The 12,062-nt window shown below is 72.1% G+C and carries 10 protein-coding genes; 8 read left to right on the top strand and 2 right to left on the bottom strand.

Annotated elements, in window-relative coordinates; translation table 11 throughout:
* Positions 1–4: 4 nt before the first annotated feature.
* Complete coding sequence (locus A5481_RS05405; protein ID WP_048436672.1) at positions 5–1,171, bottom strand: aminotransferase class I/II-fold pyridoxal phosphate-dependent enzyme; 1,167 nt, start codon at positions 1,169–1,171, stop codon at positions 5–7.
* Between the two features lie 183 nt (positions 1,172–1,354).
* Between A5481_RS05405 and A5481_RS05400 the strand changes: the two genes are divergently transcribed.
* From A5481_RS05400 to A5481_RS05365, 8 genes are all read left to right on the top strand, one after another.
* The gene (locus tag A5481_RS05400; RefSeq protein ID WP_048436673.1) at positions 1,355–2,170 is read left to right on the top strand and encodes a DsbA family protein; all 816 of its coding nucleotides are present in this window, start codon (positions 1,355–1,357) and stop codon (positions 2,168–2,170) included.
* A 161-nt stretch (positions 2,171–2,331) separates the two neighbouring features.
* Entirely contained in the window at positions 2,332–2,823 is a 492-nt protein-coding gene (gene accB / locus A5481_RS05395; protein ID WP_064503811.1) for an acetyl-CoA carboxylase biotin carboxyl carrier protein, read from the top strand.
* 143 nt (positions 2,824–2,966) lie between these two features.
* Complete coding sequence (accC, locus tag A5481_RS05390; RefSeq protein ID WP_048436714.1) at positions 2,967–4,322, top strand: acetyl-CoA carboxylase biotin carboxylase subunit; 1,356 nt, start codon at positions 2,967–2,969, stop codon at positions 4,320–4,322.
* A 249-nt stretch (positions 4,323–4,571) separates the two neighbouring features.
* The gene (locus A5481_RS05385; RefSeq protein WP_048436715.1) at positions 4,572–4,838 is read left to right on the top strand and encodes a hypothetical protein; all 267 of its coding nucleotides are present in this window, start codon (positions 4,572–4,574) and stop codon (positions 4,836–4,838) included.
* A 163-nt stretch (positions 4,839–5,001) separates the two neighbouring features.
* A complete protein-coding gene (gene aat / locus A5481_RS05380; RefSeq protein ID WP_048436716.1) occupies positions 5,002–5,664 on the top strand; it encodes a leucyl/phenylalanyl-tRNA--protein transferase in 663 nt (220 codons plus the stop codon).
* Positions 5,665–5,913: 249 nt separating this feature from the next.
* On the top strand, positions 5,914–8,388 hold the full coding sequence (locus A5481_RS05375) for a TonB-dependent receptor (RefSeq protein ID WP_048436717.1): 2,475 nt from the start codon (positions 5,914–5,916) through the stop codon (positions 8,386–8,388).
* A 101-nt stretch (positions 8,389–8,489) separates the two neighbouring features.
* Complete coding sequence (locus A5481_RS05370; protein ID WP_064503810.1) at positions 8,490–9,908, top strand: ATP-binding protein; 1,419 nt, start codon at positions 8,490–8,492, stop codon at positions 9,906–9,908.
* Positions 9,905–10,537, top strand: coding sequence for a response regulator (locus tag A5481_RS05365; RefSeq protein ID WP_048435347.1), 633 nt, complete (start codon positions 9,905–9,907; stop codon positions 10,535–10,537). Before A5481_RS05370 ends, A5481_RS05365 begins: the two co-directional genes overlap by 4 nt.
* 126 nt (positions 10,538–10,663) lie before the next feature.
* Here A5481_RS05365 and A5481_RS05360 read toward each other — a convergent pair whose 3' ends face one another.
* The gene (locus A5481_RS05360; protein ID WP_048435348.1) at positions 10,664–11,950 is read right to left on the bottom strand and encodes an FAD-dependent monooxygenase; all 1,287 of its coding nucleotides are present in this window, start codon (positions 11,948–11,950) and stop codon (positions 10,664–10,666) included.
* Positions 11,951–12,062: the final 112 nt, after the last annotated feature.

The following is a 12,062-nucleotide window of genomic DNA, read 5'->3' as shown; positions in this document are numbered from 1 at the left end:
CCGTTCAGCGTAGCCAGCCCTTCAGCCGCCGCACCGCCTCGTGCGCCTCGGCCTCGCCGCCGGCGAAGGAGAGGCGCAGGTGATGCGCGCCGGCCTCCGGGTCGAAATCGAGGCCCGGTGTCGCCGCGACGCCGGCCTCCTCGAGCATCCGGCGGCAGAAGCCGATCGAGTCGTTGGTGAGCCGGGCGACGTCGGCGTAGAGGTAGAAGGCGCCGTCGGCCGGGTGGACGTCGCCGAGGCCTAGGCCCGGCAATTCGCCGAGGAGCACCGACCGCGCCCGGGCGTAGTCGGCCTTGACCAGTTCCAGCTCCTCGGTCGCCTCGAAGGCGGCGAGCGCGGCGACCTGCGACAGGTAGGGGGCCGAGATGTAGAGGTTCTGGGCGAGCCGCTCGATCGGCCGCACCAGGGCGTCGGGCACCACCATCCAGCCGATGCGCCAGCCGGTCATGCAGTAGTATTTCGAGAACGAGTTGATCACGACCGCATCCGCGTCGACCGCGAGCGCGGTGGCGGCGGGCCCGCCGTAGGTCAGGCCGTGATAGATCTCGTCCGAGATGAAGCGCAGGTTCATCTCGCGGCAGGCCCCGGCGAGGGAGCGCAGGCCCGCTTCGTCGATCATCGTGCCCGAGGGGTTGGCCGGGCTCATCACCAGCAGGCCGGACAGCGGTGCGGCCGCGTGCGCGGCCCGCAGGGCGTCGGCCGTCGGCACGAAGCCGTCCTCGGCCCGCAGGGTGAGGCCCACCGGCTCGAGATCGACGGCCTGGAGCACCGAGCGGTAGGCCGGGTAGCCGGGCGCCGCGATGGCGACGCGCCCGCCGGCATCGAACAGGCTCAGGAAGGCGAGCACGAAACCCGCCGACGAGCCGGTGGTGACGACGACCCGCTCCGGCGCCACCGCGACGCCGTAGGCCTCGGCGTAGTGGCGGGCGATCCGCTCGCGCAAGGGGGCGATGCCGAGCGCCTCGGTGTAGGGAATGCGGCCCGTGCCGAGCGCGGCCTGCGCCGCCGCGATGGCGCTCCGCGGCGCCGGCGCCGAGGGCTGGCCGACCTCCATGTGCACGACGCTGCCGCCCTGCCGCTCGCGCCGGGCCGCGGCGGCGAGCACGTCCATCGCCAGGAAGGGCGCGACGCGGGCGGCGCGGCGAGAGACGAGGGTGTCGGGATCGGACATGGCGGGCCTTGGCAGCGGGGTCTCGGGTGCGCCCCCGCACATAGCGGGATTCGCCGGAGATTGCGCCCCGCGGCCGGCGCAGGCGTGATTTGACAAGATTGCCGCGAAACCGCCTAACCGGCGGCTCAAGGAGCGCGCGAGGATTGCGCTCCGCCGATGCCGGACGACCCCGAGAGGACGACGATGCTGCCCCTGCCCCGCCTTCTGCCTGCCCTCGCCGTCGCGGGCCTCGTCGCCGCCGCCGCCCCGACGCAGGCGCAGTCGCCGACGACCACGCCGGCCGCCCCGAGCCAGGCCGCCCCCGCCGCCGCGATGACCGACGTCCAGCGCCAGGCGATCGAGGGCGTGGTGCGGGACTACCTGCTCAAGAACCCGGAAGTGCTGCAGGAGGCGATGGCCGAGCTGGAGAAGCGCCAGCAGGAGGCCCAGAAGGTGGCCCAGGCCAGCGCCCTGAAGGAAACCCGCGACACCCTGCACAACTCGCCGCACGGCTTCGTCGCCGGCAACCCGAACGGCGACGTCACCCTGGTCGAGTTCTTCGATTACAATTGCGGCTACTGCAAGCGGGCGCTCAACGACCTGCAGACCCTGATCAAGGGCGACCCGAAGCTGAAGGTGGTCCTGCGCGACTTCCCCGTGCTCGGCCCGGATTCGCTCGAGGCCAGCAAGGTGGCGCTCGCCGCCAAGCAGCAGCTCAAGGGCGACAAGCTGTTCGACTACCACACCCGCCTGCTGGAGAGCCGCGGCCGGGTGAACGGCGAGCGGGCGATCGCGGTGGCCAAGGAGATGGGCCTCGACATCGCCAAGCTGCAGAAGGACATGCAGGCCCCCGACATCCAGGCGGCCCTGCAGGAGAACGTGGGCTTGGGCGACAAGCTCGGCCTGTCGGGCACCCCGGCCTTCATCATCGGCGACGAGATCATCCCGGGCGCCGTCGGCGTCGATCCGATCCGCAAGACGGTGGCCGGCGTCCGCCAGTGCGGCCACGCCACCTGCTGACGCCCCGGGACCGTCCCGGTCCGGCGCCCCTATCGCGCGCCGGCCGCATGGTCTAAGAGGCCCGCCGATCACCCGCCGGACGAGACCGCGCCCCCGCGTCGTCCGACAGGCGGGTCCCGGCGGGCCACCCCGCCCCTCCTTCACGATTGCCGAAGACCGCCGTGCCCTCCAACAACAAGCATGACCCCTTCGACCCCGATCTCGTTCGCGAGCTCGCGACCCTGATCGCCGAGACCGATCTCAGCGAGATCGAGGTCGAGAAGGGCGACCTGCGCATCCGCGTCGCCCGCGAGCGGATCGTGCAGCAGGTCCAGATGCCGGTCGCCGCCGCCATGGCCCCCGCCCTGCCGGCCGCCGCGATCCCCGCCGCCGCCCCGGTCCTCTCCGCCGAATCCGACCCGAAGGCGCTCGCCGCCCATCCGGGCGCCGTGCTGTCGCCGATGGTCGGTACCGCCTACCGCAAGCCCTCGCCGGAGGCGAAGACCTTCGTCGAGGTCGGCTCGCGGGTCGAGAGCGGCGCCCGGGTGCTGCTCGTCGAGGCGATGAAGACCTTCAACGACATCGTGGCGCCCCGCGCCGGCACCGTGACGGCGATCTTCATCGAGGACGGTCAGCCGGTCGAGTTCGGCGAGCCCCTCCTGCTGATCGAGTGACCGCCGCGTAGAACCGCCCGGCGGATCCGCCTCGGCGTGCCGGGGCAGATCCGCTTCGATTCTCGTTCCGCCGCAGGTTTTCTCGCGAGACCGGCGGCCACTTCTGCGAAACCTGCTTGGGCGCCCATGTTCGACAAGATCCCATGTTCGACAAGATCCTGATCGCGAACCGGGGCGAGATCGCGCTCCGGATCCTGCGGGCCGCCAAGGAGCTCGGCATCGCGACCGTGGCGGTGCATTCCACCGCCGACGCCGACGCCATGCACGTGCGGCTCGCCGACGAGAGCGTCTGCATCGGCCCGCCGCCGGCCCGCGACAGCTACCTCAACATCCCGTCGATCATCGCCGCCTGCGAGATCACCGGCGCCGACGCGGTGCATCCGGGCTACGGCTTCCTGTCGGAGAACGCGCGCTTCGCCGAGGTGCTCAACCACCACGGCATCGGCTTCATCGGCCCGAAGGCCGAGCACATCCGCGTGATGGGCGACAAGATCGAGGCGAAGCGCACCGCCAAGCGCCTCGGCATCCCCTGCGTGCCGGGCTCCGAGGGCGGCGTCACCGACACCGACGAGGCCAAGCGCATCGCCGCCGACATCGGCTACCCGGTGCTGATCAAGGCGGCGTCGGGCGGCGGCGGCCGCGGCATGAAGGTCGCCCGCAGCGAGGCCGACCTCGAGAACGCGCTGATGACCGCCCGCACCGAGGCGAAGGCCGCCTTCGGCGACGACGCGGTCTACCTCGAGAAGTATCTCGAGAAGCCGCGCCACATCGAGGTGCAGGTGCTCGGCGACGGCCGCGGCAACGCCATCCACCTCGCCGAGCGCGATTGCTCGCTGCAGCGCCGCCACCAGAAGGTCTGGGAAGAGGGCCCCTCCCCGGCGCTCAACGCCGAGATGCGCGAGCAGATCGGCGGCACGGTCGCCCGGGCGATGCAGGAGCTGGGCTATCTCGGCGCCGGCACGATCGAGTTCCTCTACGAGGACGGGCAGTTCTACTTCATCGAGATGAACACTCGGATCCAGGTGGAGCACCCTGTTACCGAGATGATCACCGGGATCGACCTCGTCAACGAGCAGATCCGGGTGGCGGCCGGCGCCCCCCTGTCGGTGCGCCAGGAGGACGTGCGGGTCGAGGGCCACGCCATCGAGTGCCGGATCAACGCCGAGCATCCGGCGACCTTCCGGCCCTCGCCGGGCACCATCACCTACTTCCACCCGCCGGGGGGCCTCGGCGTGCGGGTCGATTCGGCGGCGTTCCAGGGCTACCGCATCCCGCCCCACTACGATTCGCTGATGGGCAAGCTCATCGTCCACGGTCGCACCCGCAACGAGTGCCTGATGCGCCTGCGCCGGGCGCTCGACGAGTTCGTGGTCGCGGGCGTCGACACGACGCTGCCGCTGTTCCGCACCCTGGTGCGCAACGCCGACATCCAGAACGGCCTCTACGACATCCACTGGCTCGAGGAATTCCTCAAGACCGGCGGGCTCGAGGTCGCCTGACGGGCGTCGGGCACGGATCGCGCGGACGAAACCGAAGGGGCGCCTGCCGGCGCCCCTTCGCGCATCCGGTCGCCGCGCCGCAGCAATCCGTCGGACACAATTTTTTCGCAGGCGTTGCGGAACGGCGCCGCGCCTCGTCGGTTCTTCAGGCAACAACGGCAGGGACATACCGGATCATCTCTGCGTCAGGCAGTGAACGGATCCAGTCACGGCCGTAGTGAGACAATCCAGAGCCGAGAGAGACTGACGATGCGCGTGATCAAGCTCGCCGCCGTGGCCGCCCTGCTGGCCACCCCCGCCCTCGCCCAGACCACGGTGCTCCCGAGCCCGGTCGCCCCGGTGGTCGACCCGCTCACCACCGGCACGGTGGTGAACCCGTATCGTCCGGCCGCCGTCGGCGGCGTCGGCCGCAACACCGTCGAGGCCGAGTTCGATTCGGCCAAGGGCGGCAACGCCGCGATGCCGAGCCGCCTGAACCCGAATCTCGGCAACACCGCCGGCGGTCCGTCGAACTGATCGGACCGGAGCGGCCGCCCGCCGCTCCGCACAGGGGAAAACGGCCCGCGGCCCCGAGCCGCGGGCCGTTTCTCGTCGCGCGGCGAGCCGCGCCCTACCTTTGCCAGGGCGCGGGCCCGGGAGGGACGGCCCCTTCCGCGCGCCCGGCCCGGAACCCCCGTCGATGCACGGCAGCCTGAACGTCGAGATCACCGCCGAGATCCTGCTCAAGGCCTACGCCGCCGGCATCTTCCCGATGGCGGAGGACGCGGACGACCCGACCCTGTACTGGGTCGAGCCGAAGGAGCGCGGCATCCTGCCCCTCGACCGGTTCCATCTCGGCCAGCGACTCGCCCGCACGGTGCGCAAAGGCGATTTCGAGGTGGTGACCGACCGCGACTTCGACGCGGTGATCGAGGGCTGCGCCGCGCCGCGCCGCGACAGCGCGCGGACCTGGATCAACGCCCGCATCCGCGCGCTCTACGGCGAGCTGTTCGATCTCGGCCATTGCCACACCGTCGAGGTCTATGCCGGCGAGCCCCGGACCCTGGTCGGCGGGCTCTACGGTGTCTCGCTCGGAGCGGCGTTCTTCGGCGAGAGCATGTTCCACATCGCCCGCGACGCCTCGAAGGTGGCGCTCGTCCATCTCGCCGCCCGGCTGAAGCGCGGCGGCTACACCCTGCTCGACGCCCAGTTCGTCACCAGTCATCTCGCCCAGTTCGGCGCCGAGGAGGTGCCGCGCCAGATCTACAAGGCGATGCTGCGCGAGGCGATCCACCGGCCGGCGCAGTGGGACGACGCGCCGCTCACCGGGGCGGAGGCGGTCGCCGCGCTGGGGCAAGGCTGACATCAGTCGATCGACCGGGATATTCAAGCAAAAAAGATTGCCAGATATTCCCGTACGAGATTTCTGCTGCCGGTCGGATTGTTGCCGCTGGGTCACTATGGGCGACGTTCCACCGGGAAGTCTGCCCCATGACTACCGGAACGCGCAATGCCCCGTCCGACGGGATTGCGGCGGAACGGTGAAGCTCGCTATCCCTCTCGACGGGGAACGCGCCGGACGGCGCGGCAAAGACGAATCGGGCGGGGAAGCATGTCGGGCAAGGCGGCGGCGCGCTGGGGATTTCTGGTCACGACGGCTCTCGTCTCGGCGGGGCTCGCCGGGCCGGCGGCGGCGCAGGGCACCATCGCCCTCGAGACGATCGACGTCGTCCCGGTGACGCCGGTGGCCGGCTCCGGCGGCACCGGCCGCTCGGCCACGGGCGAGCGGATCGAGGGCGGCGGCGCGCTGCCTCTCGCCAAGGTGCCGTTCACCGTCGAGACCGTGACGGCCAGGAAGTTCGAGCAGGACCGCGCCACCCTCGACCCGACCTTCACGCTGGCCCGCACCACGCCGGGCGTGAACCTGTCCGACGGCCAGGGCAACAGCTTCCGCCAGACCCTGACCTATCGCGGCTTCGACGCCTCGCCGCTCCAGGGCGCGCCGCAGGGCCTCGCCGTCTACCAGAACGGCACCCGCATCAACGAGGCCTTCGGCGACGTCGTGAACTGGGACCTGATCCCCCAGGTCGCGATCAACCGCATCGACATCGTCACCGGCAACCCGATCTTCGGTCTCAACGCGCTCGGCGGCGCGGTCAACATCGAGATGAAGAACGGCTTCACCTGGCAGGGCAAGGAAGTCTCGGTGATGGGCGGCTCGGACGGCCGCATCCTCGGCACCCTGCAATACGGCGAGGTGATCGGCCCCTGGAGCTTCTACTTCGCCGGCGAGGGCCTGCGCGACGCCGGCTGGCGCTACAACTCGCCCTCCGAGATCGGCCGGGTCTACGCCGATATCGGCCACCGCACCCTCGATTCCGAGTTCCACGTCATCGCCTCGGGCGCCAAGACGTTCTTCGGCGCCGCCGCCGCCACCCCGGTCGACTTCACCCATGTCGACCAGCGGGCGATCTTCACCTATCCCCAGACCACCAGCACCGAGGTCGGCCAGATCCAGGTCACCGGCAAGGTCAACCTCTCGCCGACCTGGGACCTGTCGGGCAACGCCTACGTTCGCCGCTTCAGCCAGCAATACGTCGACGGCAACGACGGCAACTTCGAGAATTGCAGCCGGCAGAGCAATTTCCGCGGCAATCTCTGCTTCGAGGACGACGGCTTCTCGCCGTCGGCGGGCCAGACCCAGGCGCAGTTCCGCAACCAGTTCCTGATCCTCGGGCCGCAGAACCAGCGGATCCCGTTCCGGTCCGGCATCCCCTACGGCACCCTCGACACCGTGCGGACCGAGGCGACGGGCTACGGCGGCAGCCTGCAGGCGACCAACCGCGACCGGATCTTCGATCACGGCAACACCTTCATCGTCGGCGGCAGCATCGACGTCGCGGATTACAGCTTCAAGTCGGCGAGCACGCTCGGCGTGATCAACCCCGACCTGAGCATCACCACCAACCCGCTCAACCCCACTTACGGCACGATTCCCGGCCTCGGGGTCGGGCCGATCCGCACCGCCGGCGCGCTCGGCATCGCGCCGAGCCAGGTCACCGGCTCGAACCTCTACATGGGCCTCTACGCCCTCGACACGTTCGACGTGACCGACCGGCTCTCGCTCACCGCCGGTGCGCGGCTGAACTTCGCCCGGATCGCGACCCAGGACCTGACCGGCTTCTCGCCCGATGTCACCGGCACGCACTACTTCAACCGCATCAACCCGGTCGCCGGCCTGACCTACCGGTTCTACGACTGGCTGAACCTCTACGGCGGCTATTCCGAGTCCAACCGGGCGCCGACGCCGCTCGAGCTCGCCTGCGCCAACCCGAACCGGCCCTGCCTGCTGCCGAACTCCCTCGTCGCCGACCCGCCGCTGCGCCAGGTCGAGGCCCGCACCTACGAGGTGGGTTTCCGCGGCGCGGTGCCGAACTTCTACGAGGGCGGGCTCCTCAACTACAAGCTCGGCGCCTTCCGCACGGATCTCACCAACGACATCCTGCAGGTCGCGGTGCCGGGCAACGCGGCGCGCGGCTACTACGTCAACGTGCCGGCGACCCGGCGCCAGGGCATCGAGGTCGCGGCCGAGTACGTCACCGAGCGCCTGAGCCTCTACGCCAACTACGCGCTGATCGACGCCACCTTCCAGTTCCGCGGCGACCTGTCCTCGCCCAACAACCCGCTCGCCGACGACGGGCTGATCACCGTGCGCCCGGGCAACAAGGTGCCGCTGGTGCCCGACCACCAGTTCAAGGCCGGGTTCGACTACGCCATCACCCCGCAATGGCGCTTCGGCATGAACATGCAGGCGTTCTCGTCGTCCTACTTCCGCGGCGACGAATCGAACCTCAATCGCAAGCTGCCGGCCTACTTCACCGCCAACCTCAACACCAGCTTCCAGCTGACGCCGACCGTGCAGGTCTTCGGTCTGGTCACCAACCTCTTCAACAACCGCTACGCCAATTTCGGCACCTTCCTGGAGCCGAGCAACAACTTCGCCGGCCGCTACGTGCTGAACGACCCCCGCACCACCACCCTGGTCCAGCCGCTCTCGGTCTATGGCGGCGTGCGGATGACCTGGTAACCGCGACCGACCCGGGCGGCCGCGCGAGCGGCCGCCCGCATTGACACGAGGCCCGCGGCCGGGCTCGTGTCGCGGGGCCTCCCCGCTCCCCCGAGAGCCCGTTGCCTCCCCGTCCCGTCCCCGCCTCGCCGCCTCCCGCCGCCGCCCCGCGCCGGCTCCTGCCCGCCCTGTGGTCCGGCCGGCCGATGCGGGCGCGGCTGATGGTCGTCGTCGTGCTCATCAACCTCGCGGCGGCGGCGCTCTCGGGCGCGGTCATCATCCACAAGGCGCGCACGGCCACCGAGGTCGAGACCGCGGCCTCGCTGGCGGTGGTCGAGCCGCTGGTCGCCGAGACCCTGCAGGCGCTCCAGGACGCGCCCCTGCCGGGCCTGTTCCGCACCCTCGCCTACCGCTTCCAGGGCCTGCGCCACGTCCGGGTCACCCTGCTCGATGCCGGAAACCGTCCGGTCGCGGCCGGGGCGCGGCGCGAGGGCACGCGGCGGGCCCCGGCCTGGTTCGCGCACCTGATCGCCCCGCCGGCGCAGCGCCACGAGGTGCCGCTGAGCTTGCGCGGCGCCCGCATCGGCACGGCGCTCGTCACCGCCGAGCCGTCGGACGAGATCGACGAGGTCTGGGGCTACGCCCTCGCGCTCGGGCTGACCGGCCTCGCCTTGAGCCTCGCCATGCTGGCGATCCTCACCATCGCCTTCGGGCGGATCCTGAGCCCGCTCGCCCAGCTCGCCGCCGGGCTGACGCGGCTGGAGCAGCAGGATTACGGCGCCCGGGTCGGCCGGCCGGACACGCGCGAGCTCGCCGTCATCGCGGCGCGGTTCAACCGGCTCGCCGAGGCGCTCGGCGCGGCGCGGGCGGCCAATCTCCGGCTGCACCGCCGCGTCATGACCGCCGAGGAGGACGAGCGCCGCCGCACCGCCCTCGAGCTGCACGACGAGTTCGGGCCGTGCCTGTTCGCGCTGGAGGCCAATTCCTCCTCGATCGCCCGCATCGCCGCGACCCTCGACGAGCCGGCCCGCACCCGCCTGACCGAGCGCACCGGCGACATCGCGGCGATCGTCACGCGGGTGCAGACGATCAACCGGGCGCTCCTCAACCGCCTGCGCCCGGCCGGCCTCGGCCAGGTGCCGCTCGGCCGCTGCCTCGAACTGCTGGTGCGGGAGGCCGCCCGGCACCACCCGGAGATCGCCGTCGAGGGCCGCTTCGCCGCCCTCAAGCCCGGCTACGGCGACCTCGTCGACCTCACCGTCTATCGCTGCGTGCAGGAGGGCCTGACCAACGCGCTGCGCCATGCCGGCGCGTCGCGGGTGACGGTCGAGGTCGCGGAGCGCGACGCCGGCCTGCGGCTCAGCGTCGACGACGACGGCGGCGGCCTCGGCGGTGAGCCGGGCCAAGGCCGGGGCTTGGCCGGGATGCGCGAGCGGGTCGAGGCCCTGGGCGGCACCCTCGCCCTCGTGCCGCGCGACCCGGGCACGTCCCTGCGGATCGCCCTGCCGACCGAACCCGACACCCCGGAGGAGACGCCGTGACCCGCGTCGTCGTGGTCGACGACCACCCGATCGTGCTCCAGGGCGCCCGGCGCCTGCTCGAGGATGCGGGGGCCGAGGTCTGGGCTGCCGCCGGCCTGCCGGAGGGCTACCGCGCCGTCCTGCGCCACCGGCCCCACGTCGCCGTGATCGACCTCGCCTTCCCGGGCCGCGAGCTCGCCGGCCTGGCGCTGGTCGGCCGGGTGCGCAAGCGGGTCCCGGCGACCCGCGTGCTGGTGTTCAGCATGCACGCCGACCCGGCGATCGTCGCCCGGGCGCTCGCCGCCGGCGCAGTCGGCTACGTCCTCAAGGACGCGCCCGCCGGCGACCTGGTGCGGGCCTACGAGCAGGTCCGCGCCGGGCGGCCCTACCTCGACGGACAGCTCGCCACCGAGGTCGCCCTGCTGCAGGCCGATCCGCGCCGCTCGCTCCTCGGCACCCTGACCCCGCGCGAGCGCCGCGTCCTGGCGCTGCTCGCCGAGGGCCGGGGTTACGCCGCGATCGCCGAGGATCTGTCGGTGAGCTACAAGACAGTGACCAATGCCTGCGCCGCCCTGCGCCAACGCCTCGGGCTCGCGACGCTGACGGAGCTGACGCATTTCGCGGTCAGCCATGCGGGGGATCTGCGGTAGATTTTCGCCGATGTCCCGGTCGGTCTCGACCGGTCTGGCAACCCCACGTCATTCCGGGTTCCGCTTTCGCGGTCCCGGGACGACGATGGAGGATAGAGAAGCCGCCGGCCCGGCCAGAGCAGTTCCCTACAACGCCTCCCCCCGCATCAACCGCGGCTGCCGCCCCCGCAGGCCCGCCGCCTCGCGGATGAACAGCCGCTTCAGCCCCGGCAACCGGTCGACGAGGCCGAGACCGAGGTCGCGGGCGAGGCGGACCGGCAGGGCGTCGGTCGAGAACAGCCGGTTGAGACCGTCGGTGGCCGCGCCCATCGCGAGGGTGTCGAAGCGGCGGCTGCGCTCGTAGGTCTCGAGCGCCTCCGGGCCGCCGGGGTCGAGGCCGAGGCGCATCGTGTCGGCGAGCGCCTCCGCCAGGGCGGCGGCGCTGCGCAGGCCGAGGTTCAGGCCCTGGCCGGCGATCGGGTGGATGACGTGGGCGGCGTCGCCGAGGAGCAGCAGGCGCCTGGCGCCGAAGCGGCGGGCGATCCCGAAGGAGAGCGGATAGGCCCGGAGGGGCGATTCGAGGGCGAGGCGACCGAGCGCGAGGCCGAAGCGCCGCTCGACTTCGATCAGCGCTTCGTCCGGCCCGCCGCCGAGGAGCGCCGGCACCTCGGATTGCCGCTCGGTCCAGACGATCGACGAACGGTGCCCGAGCGGGCCGCCCGGCGGCAGCGGCAGCACCGCGAAGGGGCCGGAGGGCAGGAAGTGCTCGATCGCCCGGCCCTCGTGGTCGCGCTCGTGCGCCACCGTCGCGACGATGCCGGATTGCGGATAGGACCAGCCGACCCAGCCGATGCCGGCGGCCTCGCGCAGGCGCGAGCGGGCGCCGTCGGCCGCCACCACGAGGTCGGCCCGGATCCGCCTCCCGTCCGGCAGGCGCGCGACGATCGCGTCGGTCTCCGGCACCGCCGCGAGGACCGGGCTCGCCTCCAGCACCACGCCGGCCGCGTCCGCCGCGTCGCGCAGCGCCCGCAGCAGGCCGCCGCCCTCGACCATGTGGGCGAAGGGCTCTCCTTCCGCCACCTCGCCCTCGAAGGTCAGGAAGGTCGGCCGTACCGGATCGGCGAGCCGGCTGTCGGTGATGACCATCTCGGTGATCGGCTGGGCACCGGCGCGCACCGCGTCCCAGACCCCGAGGCGTTCGAGCATCCGCCGGGCCGCGGCCGCGACCGCGTAGGCGCGCAGGTCCCGCGGGGCGCTCCCGCCTTCCGGGGCGTCCCGGCGCGCGAAGGCCGGGTCGCAGACCGTGACCCGCACCGCCTCGCCGAGGGCCTGGCGGAGCGCCAGCGCCAGGGCCAGCCCCGGCAATCCCCCGCCCGCGACCACGATCTCCCGCGCCGCGCCCCGTCGCCCGCTCACGCCGTCACCCTGCACCATGTCGCGCTTCGCCCGCTGCTCGTCCGGTGGGCAGGCCATAGCACAAGGCGGACCCCTGCGTCGCTTGACGGCGCGCATCGGCCTGCGTCAGCTACGCGCCCCTCCACCAGCC

Source organism: Methylobacterium platani (genome assembly GCF_001653715.1).
GTDB lineage: Bacteria > Pseudomonadota > Alphaproteobacteria > Rhizobiales > Beijerinckiaceae > Methylobacterium > Methylobacterium platani.
The sequence above is the reverse complement of the archived record's forward strand: the minus strand, read 5'-3'. Positions and strand labels throughout refer to the sequence as shown.

What these genes read in the sequence shown, in the direction of transcription:
- A5481_RS05405 (WP_048436672.1), bottom strand. Translation starts at nt 1,171, where the DNA reads ATGTCCGATCCCGACACCCTCGTCTCTCGCCGCGCCGCCCGCGTCGCG.
- A5481_RS05400 (WP_048436673.1), top strand. Translation starts at nt 1,355, where the DNA reads ATGCTGCCCCTGCCCCGCCTTCTGCCTGCCCTCGCCGTCGCGGGCCTC.
- accC (WP_048436714.1), top strand. Translation starts at nt 2,967, where the DNA reads ATGTTCGACAAGATCCTGATCGCGAACCGGGGCGAGATCGCGCTCCGG.
- A5481_RS05385 (WP_048436715.1), top strand. Translation starts at nt 4,572, where the DNA reads ATGCGCGTGATCAAGCTCGCCGCCGTGGCCGCCCTGCTGGCCACCCCC.
- aat (WP_048436716.1), top strand. Translation starts at nt 5,002, where the DNA reads ATGCACGGCAGCCTGAACGTCGAGATCACCGCCGAGATCCTGCTCAAG.
- A5481_RS05375 (WP_048436717.1), top strand. Translation starts at nt 5,914, where the DNA reads ATGTCGGGCAAGGCGGCGGCGCGCTGGGGATTTCTGGTCACGACGGCT.
- A5481_RS05360 (WP_048435348.1), bottom strand. Translation starts at nt 11,950, where the DNA reads ATGGTGCAGGGTGACGGCGTGAGCGGGCGACGGGGCGCGGCGCGGGAG.